Source organism: Zetaproteobacteria bacterium, from assembly GCA_003696765.1.
Lineage (GTDB): Bacteria > Pseudomonadota > Zetaproteobacteria > Mariprofundales > J009 > RFFX01.
Genome location: RFFX01000008.1, coordinates 16,861 through 31,607, shown reverse-complemented (window position 1 = coordinate 31,607; position 14,747 = coordinate 16,861). Strand labels below are relative to the sequence as shown.

The 14,747-nt window shown below is 68.8% G+C and carries 16 protein-coding genes and 2 tRNA genes; 15 read left to right on the top strand and 3 right to left on the bottom strand.

Annotation, left to right across the window (positions count from 1 at the left end; translation table 11 throughout):
• Positions 1-92: 92 nt before the first annotated feature.
• The gene (gene moeB / locus D6682_01325) at positions 93-1,244 is read left to right on the top strand and encodes a molybdopterin-synthase adenylyltransferase MoeB (protein RMH52717.1); all 1,152 of its coding nucleotides are present in this window, start codon (positions 93-95) and stop codon (positions 1,242-1,244) included.
• A 60-nt stretch (positions 1,245-1,304) separates the two neighbouring features.
• Here the strand turns inward: moeB and uvrB are convergent, their stop codons facing one another.
• Positions 1,305-3,287: an excinuclease ABC subunit UvrB gene (uvrB, locus tag D6682_01320; GenBank protein RMH52716.1), complete on the bottom strand. Its 1,983-nt coding sequence runs from the start codon at positions 3,285-3,287 to the stop codon at positions 1,305-1,307.
• A 123-nt stretch (positions 3,288-3,410) separates the two neighbouring features.
• On the opposite strand from uvrB, the gene D6682_01315 reads away from it, so the two are divergent.
• A tRNA-Lys gene (locus D6682_01315) sits at positions 3,411-3,486 on the top strand.
• 95 nt (positions 3,487-3,581) lie between these two features.
• Positions 3,582-5,006, top strand: coding sequence for a mannose-1-phosphate guanylyltransferase/mannose-6-phosphate isomerase (locus tag D6682_01310; GenBank protein RMH52715.1), 1,425 nt, complete (start codon positions 3,582-3,584; stop codon positions 5,004-5,006).
• A 19-nt stretch (positions 5,007-5,025) separates the two neighbouring features.
• Here the strand turns inward: D6682_01310 and efp are convergent, their stop codons facing one another.
• The gene (gene efp / locus D6682_01305; GenBank protein ID RMH52714.1) at positions 5,026-5,586 is read right to left on the bottom strand and encodes an elongation factor P; all 561 of its coding nucleotides are present in this window, start codon (positions 5,584-5,586) and stop codon (positions 5,026-5,028) included.
• Positions 5,587-5,804: 218 nt separating this feature from the next.
• Between efp and D6682_01300 the strand changes: the two genes are divergently transcribed.
• From D6682_01300 to D6682_01255, 10 genes are all read left to right on the top strand, one after another.
• Positions 5,805-6,683: a hypothetical protein gene (locus D6682_01300; protein RMH52713.1), complete on the top strand. Its 879-nt coding sequence runs from the start codon at positions 5,805-5,807 to the stop codon at positions 6,681-6,683.
• Positions 6,625-7,581, top strand: a complete 957-nt coding sequence (locus tag D6682_01295) for a pyrimidine reductase (GenBank protein ID RMH52712.1) — start codon at positions 6,625-6,627, stop codon at positions 7,579-7,581. The genes D6682_01300 and D6682_01295 overlap by 59 nt, the downstream gene beginning before the upstream one ends.
• 45 nt (positions 7,582-7,626) lie before the next feature.
• Entirely contained in the window at positions 7,627-7,983 is a 357-nt protein-coding gene (locus tag D6682_01290; protein RMH52711.1) for an ArsC family reductase, read from the top strand.
• A gap of 1 nt (position 7,984) precedes the next feature.
• Positions 7,985-8,614 carry an alpha/beta hydrolase gene (locus D6682_01285; GenBank protein RMH52710.1) on the top strand — a complete coding sequence of 210 codons (630 nt, stop codon included), beginning with the start codon at positions 7,985-7,987 and terminating at the stop codon, positions 8,612-8,614.
• Positions 8,614-9,261 (top strand): protein-L-isoaspartate(D-aspartate) O-methyltransferase, encoded by a 648-nt coding sequence (locus D6682_01280; protein RMH52709.1) that lies wholly within the window; start codon positions 8,614-8,616, stop codon positions 9,259-9,261. The genes D6682_01285 and D6682_01280 overlap by 1 nt, the downstream gene beginning before the upstream one ends.
• Positions 9,262-9,371: 110 nt before the next feature.
• Positions 9,372-9,872 (top strand): DedA family protein, encoded by a 501-nt coding sequence (locus D6682_01275; GenBank protein ID RMH52738.1) that lies wholly within the window; start codon positions 9,372-9,374, stop codon positions 9,870-9,872.
• Positions 9,869-10,699, top strand: a complete 831-nt coding sequence (locus D6682_01270) for a M23 family metallopeptidase (GenBank protein RMH52708.1) — start codon at positions 9,869-9,871, stop codon at positions 10,697-10,699. Before D6682_01275 ends, D6682_01270 begins: the two co-directional genes overlap by 4 nt.
• Positions 10,696-11,505, top strand: coding sequence for an RNA polymerase sigma factor RpoD/SigA (locus D6682_01265; GenBank protein ID RMH52707.1), 810 nt, complete (start codon positions 10,696-10,698; stop codon positions 11,503-11,505). Before D6682_01270 ends, D6682_01265 begins: the two co-directional genes overlap by 4 nt.
• 179 nt (positions 11,506-11,684) lie before the next feature.
• Entirely contained in the window at positions 11,685-12,218 is a 534-nt protein-coding gene (locus D6682_01260) for an adenine phosphoribosyltransferase (protein RMH52706.1), read from the top strand.
• Between the two features lie 226 nt (positions 12,219-12,444).
• A tRNA-Arg gene (locus D6682_01255) sits at positions 12,445-12,521 on the top strand.
• 128 nt (positions 12,522-12,649) lie between these two features.
• Here D6682_01255 and D6682_01250 read toward each other — a convergent pair.
• Complete coding sequence (locus D6682_01250; protein ID RMH52705.1) at positions 12,650-13,423, bottom strand: NAD(P)H-hydrate epimerase; 774 nt, start codon at positions 13,421-13,423, stop codon at positions 12,650-12,652.
• Positions 13,424-13,641: 218 nt separating this feature from the next.
• On the opposite strand from D6682_01250, the gene D6682_01245 reads away from it, so the two are divergent.
• Positions 13,642-14,238, top strand: a complete 597-nt coding sequence (locus tag D6682_01245) for a hypothetical protein (protein ID RMH52704.1) — start codon at positions 13,642-13,644, stop codon at positions 14,236-14,238.
• 151 nt (positions 14,239-14,389) lie between these two features.
• Entirely contained in the window at positions 14,390-14,734 is a 345-nt protein-coding gene (locus D6682_01240) for a ferredoxin family protein (protein RMH52703.1), read from the top strand.
• Positions 14,735-14,747: the final 13 nt, after the last annotated feature.

Sequence of the window (14,747 nt, the reverse complement as noted above, 5' to 3'; positions counted from 1 at the left end):
AGGCGATGGCTTCGTACGGGCGTCGAAGAGGCGCACTTCGATCCCCGTCAAGCAAAAAGTCCATGGACGGACGTTTTGCGAGGAGATCAACCATGACCGAACTCACGAAAGCGGAGCTTGCCCGTTTCAACCGCCACATCATCCTGCCGCAGGTGGGGCTGGAGGGGCAGAGGCGGCTCAAGGCGGCGCGGGTGTTGTGCATCGGCACCGGCGGCCTGGGCAGCCCGGCCGCGCTCTATCTGGCCGCCGCCGGCGTCGGCCGGCTGGGGCTGGTCGACTTCGATGTGGTGGACGACTCCAACCTGCAGCGGCAGATCATCCATTCGACCGCCGACATCGGCCGTTCCAAGGTGGAGTCGGCGCGCGACCGGCTGCTGGGCATCAATCCCCATCTCGATGTGGTGCTCCATGGCGACGGCGTCACGCGGGAGAATGTGCGGGCGATGGTGCGCGGCTACGATCTGGTGGTCGACGGCACCGACAACTTCCCCACCCGCTATCTGGTCAACGATGCCTGCGTGCTCGAGGACAAGCCGCTGATCTACGCCTCGATCTTCCAGTTCGAGGGGCAGGCCACGGTCTTCCACCATGACGGCGGCCCCTGTTATCGCTGCCTCTATCCCGAGCCCCCGCCGCCGGGGCTGGTGCCCTCGTGCGCCGAGGGCGGGGTGCTGGGGGTGCTTCCCGGGGTGATCGGGGTGATCCAGGCCACCGAGGCGGTCAAGATCATCCTCGGGCTGGGGGAGAGCCTGGCCGGCAGGTTGCTGCTCTACGATGCACTGACCATGCACTTCCGCACGGTGCGGCTGCGGCGCGATCCGGATTGCCCGGCCTGCGGTGATCACCCGACCATCGGCGATGTGACCGCCTACGAGCGGTTCTGCGGCCTGCCGCCGACGGAACGTCGTCGGGAGGAGCCTCTGCGCCCCTACGACATCACCCCGCGCCGGCTGGTGGAGATGCGGCGGGAGCGGTCCGATCTCTACCTTCTGGATGTGCGCGAGCCGCACGAGGTGGCGATCTGCTCCATCGGGGGAAGCCATGCGATTCCGCTGGGCGAGCTGGAGGCGCGACATACCGAGGTGCCCGGAGATCGGCCGGTGGTGGTCTATTGCAAGCTGGGCGGCCGCTCGGCCAGGGCGGTGGAGCTGCTGCGGTCGAAGGGGTATGGCGAGGTCTACAATCTCGCCGGCGGCATCATCCGCTGGATCGACGAGGTGGACGGCACGCTGCAGCGGTATTGAGCGGGGCCGGGGCGCCGGCCTCGCGTGATGGCGGCGTGGGGGCGTCGCGGGTGACGGCCGCTACTGCTGTTGCAACCGGCGCAGGGTATCGCGGATCTTCGCCGCCTCCTCGAAGCGCAGATCGGCGGCGGCAGATGCCATGGCCCGCTCCAGCCGGCGGATCTCTTCCTCGCGCGCCCCGCCGTGCAGTTGCTCCCGCTCCGGCTCCCGCACCTCCGGGATGGTGGCGTGGTCCAGCTCCCAAACCGATCCGAGGATGTCGTGGATCCCCCGGCGGATGGTCTGTGGGGTGATGCCGTGTTCGCGGTTCCAGCGAAGCTGTTTGGTGCGGCGCCGCCTGGTTTCGTCGATGGCCCGGCGCATGGAATCGGTGACGGTGTCGGCGTAGAGGATCACCCGTCCCTCGGCGTTGCGTGCCGCCCGTCCGATGGTCTGGATCAGCGAACGGTGGGAGCGGAGGAACCCCTCCTTGTCGGCGTCGAAGATCGCCACCAGCGCCACTTCGGGCAGGTCGAGCCCCTCGCGCAGCAGGTTGATGCCGATCAGGATGTCGAACAGGCCGAGGCGCAGGTCGCGCAGGATCTCGGTCCGCTCGACGGTGTCGATGTCCGAGTGGAGGTAGCGCACCCGCAGCCGCTGTTCGTTCAGGTAGTCGGTGAGATCCTCGGCCATCCGCTTGGTCAGGCAGGTGGCGAGCACGCGGTGGCCGGCGGCGATCACCTCCCTCGCAGCGGTGACGAAATCCTCCACCTGACAGGTTGCCGGGCGTACCTCCACCGGCGGATCGACCAGGCCGGTGGGGCGGATCACCTGCTCGACCACCACCCCGCCGGAGCGGCGCAGCTCATGTTCCGACGGCGTGGCCGAGACGTAGATGGTCTGCGGTACCAGCGCCTCGAACTCCTCGAAGGTGAGCGGGCGGTTGTCCAGCGCCGAGGGGAGGCGGAAGCCGTAGTCGACCAGCGTCTGCTTGCGCGCCCGGTCACCGCGGAACATGCCGCCGATCTGCGGCACGGTGACATGCGATTCGTCGATCATCACCAGCGCGTTGTTGGGCAGGTAGTCGAGCAGGGTCGGCGGCGGCGCGCCGGGAGGCCGGCCGGTGAGGTGGCGTGAGTAGTTCTCCACCCCGCTGCAGTAGCCGATCTCCTGCATCATCTCCAGGTCGAACAGCGTGCGCTGCTCCAGCCGCTGCGCCTCGAGCAGGCGGTTCTGCCCGCGCAGCTCAGCCAGCCGCTCCTTGAGCTCCTCGCGGATCGACTCCATGGCCCGCAGCAGCTGATCGCGCGGGGTGACGAAGTGGCTCTTGGGGAAGACGGTGAACTTGTGCAGCCGCTCGATGCGCCTGCCGGTCAACGGATCGAAGCGGGTGATGGCCTCGACCTCGTCGCCGAAGAACTCGATGCGCAGCGCCCACTCCTCCGCCTCGGCGGGGAAGATCTCCAGCGTATCGCCGCGCACGCGGAAGGTTCCGCGCCGGAGGTCGGTGTCGTTGCGCTGGTACTGCAGCTCGACCAGCTTGGCCATCGCCGCGCGCATCTCCACCTCCCGGCCCACCTCGAAGTATTGCAGCATGCCGGCGTAGGCCTCCGGGCTGCCCAGGCCGTAGATGCAGGAGACGCTGGCGACGATGATCACATCCTCCCGCTCGAGCAGGGCGCGGGTGGCGGCCAGCCGCATGCGGTCGATCTGCTCGTTGATCGACGAATCCTTCTCGATGAAGGTGTCGCTCTGCGGCACATAGGCCTCCGGCTGGTAGTAGTCGTAGTAGGAGACGAAATACTCGACGGCGTTGTCGGGGAAGAACTGCTTGAATTCACCGTAGAGCTGGGCGGCGAGCGTCTTGTTGGGCGCCAGGATCAGGGTCGGCTTCTGCACCTGCTCGATGACGCAGGCCATGGTGTAGGTCTTGCCCGAGCCGGTGACGCCGAGCAGCGTCTGGTAGCGCGCCCCGCGCCGGACCCCATCGACCAGTTCGGCGATGGCCTGCGGCTGATCCCCCTGTGGGGTGAAGTCGCCGACGAGATGGAAGGAGCGGCTCACGGGGCGGCGATGGGACGGGGATCGCGCATGCGGCGCGATGCTACCGTGGTCATCCCCGACCGACGACGGCCTGTCGCGGCGGGGTGGCTTGAATTTGTGTGGGCGGGGGCGATACTTCGCTGCGGGTCGTTAGCTCAGCTGGCAGAGCAGCGGACTCTTAATCCGCGGGTCCAGGGTTCGATCCCCTGACGACCCACCATCTGCACCAAGGGGGTGCGCGGATGCGCACCCCCTTTTTTGCATCCTTCCCGCTTCTTCGCAGAGGCTCCACGGACGGACGTTTTGTGGTCTGACATGAACGACGACGCCTGCGCCATCATCCTCGCCGGGGGCTCCGGCACCCGACTTTGGCCGCTCTCCCGGCGGCAGCTTCCCAAGCAGTTTCTCCGGATCGACGGGGAACGGACCATGCTGGCGTCGACGCTGGAGCGGATCGATCCGCTGATTCCCAGGGAGCAGGTCTGGGTGGTGACCGGCGAGCGCTACGCCCAGGGCGAGGCGATGGAGGATCTCGCCGGGTTGCATGTCATCCTCGAACCGGTCGGGCGCAACACCGCGCCCGCGATCGCGGTGGCTGCGGCGTTGCTGCGGGATCAGCGCGGCGGTGATCCGGTGCTGGTGGTGTTGCCGGCCGACCATCTGATCCGCGACGGGGCGGAGTTCCACCGTGCCCTGCGTCTGGCCATGGAGACGGCCGCCGCCGGGGATGTGCTGGTCACCTTCGGCATCACCCCCTCAGGGCCCGAGACCGGCTTCGGCTACATCGAGGCCGAGGGGGAGGGGGATGTGCGTCGGGTGCGCCGCTTCATCGAGAAGCCGGACCGGGAGCGGGCCGAGCGGCTGTTGCAGGCCGGCGGGGTCTTCTGGAACTCCGGTATGTTCGTCTGGCGCGCCTCGGCCATCCTGACCCGGATCGCGCGCCACCTGCCGGAGGTCGACCGCCTGCTGCAGGAGATGCGCGCCGAGTGGCGCAGCCGCCCGTGGCAGGAGGTGGTCCGCGATCGCTTCGGGGAGATGCCGTCGATCTCGGTCGATTACGGTGTGTTGGAGCGCGGTGACGACGTTCGGCTGGTGCCGTGCGATCCAGGGTGGTCCGACGTCGGCAGCTGGGATGCGGTCTATGCGCTCTCCGACAAGGATGCGGAGGGCAACGTCATTGAAGGCGATGTGATCGCGCTCGATTGTCGCGATGCGCTCATCCGGGGCGATGGGCGGTTGATCGCGGCGATCGATCTGGAGGGGGTGATCGCGGTGGAGACCCCCGACGCCATCCTGCTCGCCCGGCGCGGCTCCAGCCAGCGGGTGCGCGAGGTGGTGGCGCAGATCGAGAAGCGCGGCGGCAGCGAGCACATCGAGCATCGGACCGTGCGCCGCCCATGGGGGAGCTACACCGTGCTCGACGACTGCGCCGTCGGCTACAAGCTCAAGTGTATCGAGGTGAAGCCGGGGGGTTGCCTCAGCCTGCAGCGCCACCAGCACCGCTCCGAGCACTGGGTGGTGGTCTCCGGCACCGCCACCGTCACCTGTGGGGATGAGCGGTACACCGTGGCGAGGAACGCCAGCACCTACATCCCGATCGGCGCGGTCCACCGGCTGGAGAACCGCGGCAAGATTCCGCTGAAGATCATCGAGGTGCAGGTGGGCGAGTACCTGGGGGAGGACGACATCGAGCGGCTGGAGGACCGCTACGGCCGCGACGCGGGGGAGGAGGGGCGGTAGCCGGCTGCCCCCTTCGACGTCAGGCCCGTTCGATGAACTCGCCGGTTTCGGTGTTGACCCGTACCCTGGTTCCCGGCTCGAGGTAGGGCGGCACCATGATCGGGGCGCCGGTCTCCAGCCGTCCCGGCTTGTAGGAGCCGGTCGCCGTCTGCCCCTTGATGGCCGCATCGCACTCCACCACGGTCAGCACCACGCTTTGCGGCATCTGGACGTTGAGCGGCCGATCCTCGTGGAACTCGACGGTGACGACCATCTCCGGCAGCAGGTAGGGGAGGGCGTGCTCCAGCATCTCGCGCTTGAGGACGATCTGCTCGAAGTTCTCCATGTTCATGAAGTGGTAGTCGTCGCCGTCCTGATAGAGGAACTGCATCTCCTGCTGGTTGAGCACCACCCGCTCCACCCGCTCCGTGGAGTTGAAACGCTTGTTGGCCTTGACGCCGGTTTCGATGTTGCGCATCTCCACTTGCATGCAGGCGACCCCCTTGCCGGGGGTGACGTGCTGGGTTTTCATCACCCGCCAGAGGCCGTTGTCCACCGCAAGGACCATGCCCGGGCGGATACTCGGCGCGTTCAGTTGCATTGCTCTCTCCTGTCGTGCGGATAGTGTTTCGGTAGCCTCGGGGCAGGCCCATCGGGGCAGGGACCCGCCCGTGGATGGCGCTGGGTGGGGCGAAGCCTGCCGACCGCGGCGGGTGATGAGAAGCCGGCATCCCGTATGGGATCGGTGTGGATCGGGGCCTTCGGTGCCCGTCGTGCAAGGGGTCCATGGAGGGACTCGTTGCCGTTCCATCGTCGTTTATGGCCGTGACCGTGCAGCAATCGCTGGAGCGCTTCGTGCATCAGCACTACGACCGGAATCGTCAGGCCGGCCATCGGGCCGAGCATTGTGTTTCGCTGTTGATCGACTATCTGCAGGGGTGGTCGGGGCTGCTCCCTCCCGAATGGGGCGGGGGCGAGGAGGGGTCGCAGCAGGAGTGGGAGCGGGAGCTCGATGCACAGATGGAGCGGATGCTCGGTGATGCGGATCGGTCGCCTCCGGCCGATCTGGGGGCGCTCACCATCGATCAGCTGGACGAGGAGCATCTGCGGGAGTTCATCGGCTGGTACCTGCTCAAGGATATGGCCCTCGACGGTCGCGGGATACGCAACGTGCTGGAGATGTTGCGCCAATGGATCGATTTCGCCTACCGCCAGCGGGGATTGGATCGTGATCGCTATCACCGTTTCGTCGCCGCCTTCGAGGAGTGCGCCCCCGAGGGCGAACGGGCGGTGGTGGCCGCCCATGCCCTGCAGCGGTTGGTGACCTCGGGGGCGCTGCCCGTCGTGGGGGGGCGGGCCCGATCGCCGGTCGTCTCCCTGTTGGCGGTTGCGGCACGGCTCGGCATCGCGGAGGAGGGGGGCGGCTGCACCCACTGGATGCGGGTGGACGATGTCGATGCCGAGTCCTTGCCCCTGATCCTTCCGCCGGCGCTCCATCCCTACCTGCGGGAGGGGGATGTGGTGCAGGTGACGCTGGCGCGGCTTGCGGACGGTGGGGTGCGTCTGGTGGAGTCCGGCGCCCTTTTCCCGGCCTCTTCCTGGGTGGATGCGCTGGTGATGGAGCAGTACCGTCCGGTCGATCGGGTGGAGCAGCAGGAGCAGGGGTGGGAATCGTCGGAGGACGATCTGCTCCATTGAGTTCCTTCGTTCCGGCAGTTTCGCCGCACCGGCCCCCGGCCGGGGGAGGGGTGGGCGTCGTGTTCCGTTCCCGGGCGTGCGGTCGGGTCTGATCCGGCTCGTTCCTCCCTCCGGCGGGGAAGCGAGGCCGCTTCAGGGGTGCTATCTCGGTCTGGGGCTGGAGCAGGGCGGTCCGGCGGGGGAGCCGCTGATCTATGCCAACTTCATCACCAGCCTGGACGGGCGCATCGCCGTCGCCGACGCCGCAGGGGCGATGCGGGTGCCGGAGGCGATCGCCAACCCGCGCGACTGGCGCCTCTATCAGGAGCTGGCCGCCCAGAGCGCGGTGATGATCGTCTCGGCGCGCTACTTCCGGCAGTTGGCGGCGGGGCAGGCGCAGGCGCTGTTGCCGTTGGAGGCGGAGGAGCTGCGCGCCTGGCGGCGGGCGCGCGGACTGCCGGAGCAGCCCGAGTTGCTGCTCCTCTCCCGCTCGCTCGATATCCCTTTGGAGGCGTTGGCCCCCTTCGCCGACCGCCGCATCACCCTCTTCGTTCCGTCGGAGGGGGGTGCGCAGCATCGTCTCGCCGCTCTGGAGCGGGTAGGGGTGCGACTGCTTGTCGCGAAGCGGGGTGGGGTCTCCGGTCGGGAGGTGCGCGACTGGATGCGCCGGCGCGGCCTGAAGAGCGGCTACGCCATCGCCGGCTGCGGGGTCTTCCATACCCTCCTGGCCGACGGCGTGGTCGACCGCCTCTTTCTCACCACCCGGCTCGCATTGCTGGGCGGCGACTGCGTCGCGACGCTGCTGCGCGATGCGTTGCCCGCGCCGTTGGAGCTCTCCTTGCGTACGCTCTACTACGACCCGGCGGGCAACCAGCTGTTTGCCGATTACGCCATCGGCTCGAACGGGAGTGGGGCGTGACCTCCCCGCCGGGCGGTCCATGGACGGACGTTTTGCGATTCCACCATGAACGTCGATCTCTACGGGATCCCCAACTGTGACACCGTGCGCAGGGCGCGTCGCTGGCTCCGGGAGGCGGGGGTGGCGCACACCTTCCACGACTACCGGCGGGAGGGGGTGGACGCGGCCTTGCTGGCGCATGCCGCGGATCTGCTCGGTTGGGAGGCGCTGCTCAACCGCCGCGGCACCACTTGGCGACGGCTGGCCCCTTCCGAGCGCGCCGCCGCCGCCGATCGCGGAGGGGCGCTGGAGCTGATGGTGCGCCAGCCGACGCTGATCAAACGGCCGCTTCTGCTGGTCGACGGCAGACCGCGGGCGGTCGGCTTCGATCCCGAGCGCTACCGCGCGCTCCTCGGCGTGTGAGGTGAAACACGAGCGACGCTTCATCCCCGGTCCGGCCGGGCGGTTGCAGGCGATCCTCCGGCCCGGGGGGGAGCGGCGTCCGGCGGTGGTGTTGTGTCATCCCCATCCGCTCTACGGAGGGACGATGCGCAACCGGGTGGTCTACTGGATGGCCCGGACCTTCGAGGAGCTCGGCTGTACGGTGCTGCGCTTCAACTTCCGCGGGGTGGAGGAGAGCGAAGGGGAGTGGGATGGTGGTGTGGGTGAGTGCGACGATGCGGCCGCCGTCTGCGACTGGCTGGCCGGGCGGATGCCCGGATCGCCCCTTTGGATGGGGGGATTCTCCTTCGGCTGCTACGCCGGTCTGCGGGCGGCGGCCGGGGATGGCCGGGTGGTGCGCCTCTTCGCCGTGGCGCCGCCGGTGCACCATTTCGATTTCGGCTTCATGGCCGACAACGGCAAGCCGCTCGTCGTCATCCAGGGCGACGCCGACGAGATCGTCCCGGCGGAGGCGGTGGCCCGCTGGGCGGCGGAGGTGCCGAACGCCCGCCTCCACCGGATCGCGGGGGCGGGCCACTTCTTCCCCGACCACCTGCCGGAGCTGCAGCGTCTGCTCCGTGGCGCCGCCGCACATGACGGATCCGGGGCGTGATGGTCGAAGAACTCGCCCGTCCCCGGCGACGCATGGTGCGCGAGCAGCTCGTCGCCCGCGGGATCACCGATCCGCGGGTGCTCTCGGCGATGGAGGCGGTTCCGCGGCATCTCTTCGTCGATGAGGCGCTGGTCGCCAGGGCGTACCACGATTGCGCGCTCCCCATCGGTCTGGGGCAGACCATCTCGCAGCCGTTCATGGTCGCCCGCATGAGTGAGTTGTTGCAGCTTTCGGGTGCGGAGCATGTGCTGGAGATCGGCACCGGCTGCGGCTACCAGACGGCGGTCCTGGCCATGCTCTGCCGGCGGGTCTTCTCCGTCGAGCGGATCCGGCTGCTGCACGACCGCGCCCGCCAGTCCCTGCGCCGTTGCCGCCTGCTCCACCGCATCTCCCTCCACTGCGGGGACGGCCTGGAGGGGTGGCCGCGCCACGCCCCGTTCGACGCCGTTCTGGTGACGGCGGGGGGGCTTGCCTCGCCGGCGTGGATGGAGCAGCTCAAGCCGGGCGGAGTGCTGCTCTTCCCCGAGGGGCGGGATGGGGTGCATCAGCTGGTCCGGCGGCGTAAGCTGGAGGGAGGGGCGGTGGAGGAGGAGCGGTTCGACTACTGCAGCTTCGTGCCGCTGCTGCCGGGAGTGGATGCGGCGTGACGGCCGGCGCGGATCCGTCGTCGGTCGGTTGGCTGCGGCGCTGCTACCACTGGACGCTGGGCTGGGCCGACCATCCGCAGGCGGGCTGGGCGCTGGCGGCCATCGCCTTCATGGAGGCGTCTTTCTTCCCGATCCCACCCGACATCCTGTTGATCGCGCTGGCGTTGGGCCGACCGGAGCGGGCGTTGCGCTTCGCCGCACTGGCCACCGCCGGATCGCTGGTCGGGGCGGGCTTCGGCTACGCCATCGGGATGTTTCTCTTCACCGCCGTCGCCCGTCCGCTGATCGAGTTCTACCATGCCGTCGATCAGTTCTCCCATCTGCAACGGCTCTTCGCCGCCCATGGCGCCTGGCTGGTGCTGCTGGCCGGCTTCTCCCCGATTCCGTTCAAACTGATCACCATCGCGGCAGGGACGTTCGGCCTATCCTTCCTCCCTTTTCTGGTGGCCTGCCTCGTCTCGCGCGGTGCCCGCTTCGTGCTCGAAGGGGCGCTGCTGCGTTGGGGCGGGGTGTTGCTCAGGGAGTGGGTGGAGCGCTACTTCGAGTGGCTGACGGTGGCCGTCTCCGTGCTGGTGGTGGCGGGGTTCGCCATGGTCTGGCTTGCCCGTTGATCCGCGCCGCCCGGCTGCTGCTGCCGCTGCTGCTGCTGGCCGGCTGTTACAAGACCGACCTCGCCGGCGTCGGCTATCGTTACGGACTTCCGCTGCCCGAGGTGCACATCGTGCAGCGGGGGGAGACCCTCTATGGCATCGGCCGCCACTACGGCATCGACTACCACCTGCTGATCCGGCGCAACCATATCCGGCCGCCCTACACCATCTACGTCGGACAACGCATCTACCTGACCCGTCCCGCGCCGGCCTCCATCGCGCCGCTGGCGCGGCAGTACCACCGCGTCGCCCGCCAAAGCGGACGCGGACGCCGCGCCGATCTCCACCGTCGTGCCCGACATGCCGGCCGGAAAGGAGCGGTGCGCAGCAGTCGGAAGGGGCGCCGCCGAGCCGCGGTCGGAGGCGGTGTGCGCCGCACCATGTCGGGGGAGCGTCGGGCGGTGGCCGTGGTGCCGCTGCGCTGGCCGGCCGAGGGGCCGGTGACCAGCGGTTTCGGACGGCGGGGCAGCAGGATGCATGACGGCATCGATATCGGCGCCAGGCCGGGGTCGCCGGTGGTCGCGGCCGCCGACGGGACGGTGGTCTACGCCAGCGATCGGCTGGCCGGCTACGGCAACCTGATCATCATCCGCCACCGCGACAACCTCTTCACCGCCTATGCCCACAACCAACGCAATCTGGTCCGGCGCGGCGATGTGGTGCACGCCGGTCAGCGTATCGCGTTGGTCGGCCGCACCGGCCGGGCCACCGGGCCCCATCTCCATTTCGAGGTGCGGCGGGGGACCACGCCGGTCGATCCGCTGCTCTATCTCCCCCCACGGCGATGAGCGACGATCCGGTCGCCTGCTATCTGCGGGAGATCGCACGGCTCCATTCCCTCTCCCGGGAAGAGGAGCAGGCGCTGTTTTGCGCGGATCACGCACCCGACGGCGCTGCGTGCCGCCGGATCATCGAGGCCCACCTGCCGCTGGTGGTGCGCATCGCCCGCGGTTGCCGCGGCCCTCTGCCGCTGGCCGACCGGATCGAGGAGGGCAACCTCGGGCTGATGCATGCGGTGCACAAGTTCTCCCCCGACTACGGTTGCCGCTTTGCCACCTATGCGGTCTGGTGGATCCGCGCCTCCATCGAGCGGGCGACGGCCAACCAGGCATCGCTCGTTCGGATACCCGTCCACATCCGGCAGGCCTACCACGCCATGCGTCGGGTCGAACTGGCGTTGACCATCACGCTGGAACGGCCGCCGACCATCGAGGAGATCGCTCAGGCGATGGAAGCAGATGTTTCTTCGCTGCGCGATCTGCGCTATCTTGCGCGTCCCCACCTCCGGGAGGAGGAGGGCGACGCCGTGCGGGAGTGGGCGGGGGAGGAGCCTGCCGGTGGGGCGTCCGCCCCCGAGCAGGAGGCGGAGCGGCATGAGCAGCAGCGTCTGCTCGGCCGCTGGCTGGAGCTGCTCTCCCCCCGCGAGCGGCGGGTGATCCGTGCCCGGTTCGGACTGGATGGAGGCGGCGGCCGGACGTTGGAGGAGATCGGCCGCCAGCTCGGGTGCACCAAGGAGCGGGTGCGTCAGATCCAGGTGGCGGCGCTGGACAAGCTGCGCCGCCGGGTGGTGGATTCGCAGCGGGCCGGTGCATAGTGCCGCGGCCTGGAGGGCCGCGCAAACGCGGAGCTTGCGTGTGCAAGCGACGGTTTTGTAAGGGGATCGAAGAGCGCGCTCTTCGATCCCCGTGAAGCCAAAAAGTCCACGGACGGACTTTTTGCGATGCGATCATGGATGGACGTGTTGCGATTCGATCAAGGATTCCATCAAGTAGTATGACCAGCCCACCCAACTTCGATCTCACCGCATGGATCCGTACAGTGCCCGATTTCCCCAGGCCGGGCATTCTCTTTCGTGACATCACGCCGCTGCTCGCCGATGCCGACGCCTTTTCCGCGACCGTCTCCCGGATGTCTTGCCATGTACCGGGAAGCTGCAGCAAGGTGGTGGGGATCGAATCGCGCGGATTCATCTTCGGCGCCGCGTTGGCCGAGACGATGGATCTCGGCTTCGTTCCGGTGCGCAAGCCGGGGAAGTTGCCGGCTGAGGTCTACGGCATCGATTACGACCTGGAGTACGGCTCCGACCGGCTGGAGATCCACCGCGATGCGTTGCGGCCGGGTGAGCGGGTGGTGGTGGTGGACGATCTGCTGGCCACCGGCGGCACGGCGGCCGCCGCCTGCACGCTGTTGCGGGAGATGGCGCGGGTGGAGGTGGAGGCCCTCCTGGTGGTGATCGAGCTCGCCCCCCTGGGGGGACGCGCGCGGCTGGCCCCCTTGCCGGTGCATGCCCTGATCCGGTACGACTGACCCTGCAGTCGCCTTACAACATGGTTTCGCAAGAAACCATCGGCCGCGACCGGGATGGTCGCGCAAAACCGGAGCTTGTGTAGGCAGGCGACGGTTTTGTAAGGCGATCGAAGACCGCGCTCTTCGATCGCCGTCGAGCAAGACGTCCACGGAGGGGCGTTTGCGATTCGATCCTGTCTCAGGGGTGGCGCCCGCCGGCCGGCTGCGCGGCCCCGCCCCCGATCGAGCCCTCGTAGCTCAGATGGATAGAGCGACCGCCTCCTAAGCGGTAGGCCACAGGTTCGACTCCTGTCGAGGGCGCCAGACAGCCGTTCGGTTCCGTTGCGCATGGTCGTTGGAGTTAGGGCGGGAGCGGGTGGCGTGGGCGATCCTCCCCTTCCAATCGGGTCGCGGGTCGGGTCGCGGGCTCGACCCGCGCCGCCTTGCGCGGCTCATTTCCCCCGCAGGTCGGCGAGGTCGTCTTCGTCCGCCTCCATCGCCCAGCGGATGGTCTCCGCCCGGATGCCGATGGACGCCGGCGGCAGCAGCTCCCCGGCGAAGTCGGCCCCCGCACCCCGAAGGTGGCCCGGTTTGCAGGCGGCGATCGGCAGGGTGGCATCGGCGCGGATGGCGCATCCCAGCACCTCCCCGCTGTCTGCGTGGATGCCGCTGCAGATGTCGACCGCCAGCACCGGCGCGGGGCGGCGGTTGATCGCCTCCACCACCGTACGCCACCACCCCTGCAGCGGCCGTTTGGCGACACCGGTGCCGAGGATTGCGTCGATGATCAGATCCGCCCGGTCGAGCAGTGTCGCCAGCCGGTCGGGATCCGCGGTGTCGAGCAGGTGGACCGGTACGCCTGCATCACGGGCCAGCCGGTACTGCTCCGCCGCGTCCGGCGGAAGCGATTCGGGGCGTGTCAGCGCCGCGATCTCCACCGCTCTGCCGCTCGGAAGCAGCAGTCGGGCGGCGGCGTAACCATCCCCGCCGTTGTTGCCTCCGCCGGCGAAGATCAGGATCCGTCGGGCGTCGGGATAGCGGGCGCAGGCGGTGGCCGCCACCGCCGCTCCGGCGTTTTCCATCAGGGTACGGCCGCTGGCCCCCTCGGCGATGGTGCGGGCGTCGGCGGCGCGCATCCGGGCGGCGGAGAGCACCGCTCCGGTCGGTCGACGGCGGGTGCGCGGTGGAGGTTCCTTCCTGTTGTGGGGGTGCGGTTCTTCGTCCATGGTCCCCTTCCTCCTCCATGGTGGTTCGGGCGGGCTGGGCGACTGCACACGATGGCCGGGCGCCGCGCCCGGCCATCGTCGGCGGCGGCGTCCTTGCGCGCCGGCGCCATGCTGCCGCGGATGGCGGAGTTGCGCACCATCCGCTCCGGAGGTGGGGTGGTTGCACCGGTCGTCTGCTTCTCCTACGATCGCGGCAATCCACTACGCGGCCTTCCGGGGTGCGGCCCAGGGAAGGCGGCACCGATCCGATCTTCCCGTTGGAGCTGTCGATGTCGTTGTCGCGTCTTCTGTTGCTGCCGGCGTTGCTGTCGGCCTTCGTCGTTTCTCCTCGGCTTTCGTCCGCGCTGGAGATTCCTCCTCTGGTCGTGGGCGGTGGGGGCGGAATCGCCACCGTCTACCTCGACCACTCCCTGGGGCAGGTCAACGCCCCCCTGCTCCAGCTGGAGGGCGATGTCGGGCCGCCCGAGTTCACGTTGAGCGCGCGCGCCGGCGGCTCGGTCGGCGGGGGAGGGGACAAGGCGCTCGGTCCGGGCAGCGCGCTGACCATCCAGTTCGACTACTTCTACTCGCTGATGCTCCGCTCGGGCGTTACGCTGTATGATCCGGCCAACCTCCTCTTCTTCCAGGGGGGGTGGAGCAAGTTCCGTCTGCGCTCGACCCGCGGCGGCATCGACACCCTCTCCAACAAGGCCGGCTTCGGCTTCGGTGTCGGGCTGCGGCGCGATCTGGGCGGCGGTTTCGGCGTTCGCGCCGAGTACATGCGCTACACCGCCGGGATCCGTGCCGGCTCGCTCAGCCTCGACTACACCCCCTGACGGGCCCCCTGGCCCGGCTGCTGCAGGCGGGGTATTATTCGCCCTCCTGCGACCCGGAGGGGCGGCGGCCCTGCAGGATCGCGGTGGTGCGGCCGCCGCGTCGCACCGCGGTTGACGGCGTCAAGCGAAACCACCCCAGGAGCTGTGATCGATGGCCTTTGTTGTAACCCGTTTGTGTGAGGATTGCGTGGACACCGCCTGTGTCGCGGTCTGCCCGGTGGACTGCTTCTACCAACCCAAGGAACCCGGTGCCACCTATCCCAACATGTTGATGATCTCGCCCGAGGAGTGCATCGATTGCGCCGTGTGCGAGCCGGAGTGTCCGTGGGAGGCGATCTATCCTGAGGAGGATGTGCCCGATGTCTTCCAGGAGGATATCGCGCTCAACGAGAAGTGCGACACCGATCGGGACGCCTTCAACCTCGCCGAGGTCGTCGAGCACACCCCGCCGACACCGGAGGAGGTGAGCGCCAACAAGGCGAAGTACGGGCTGTAAGCCTTTCGTCGCA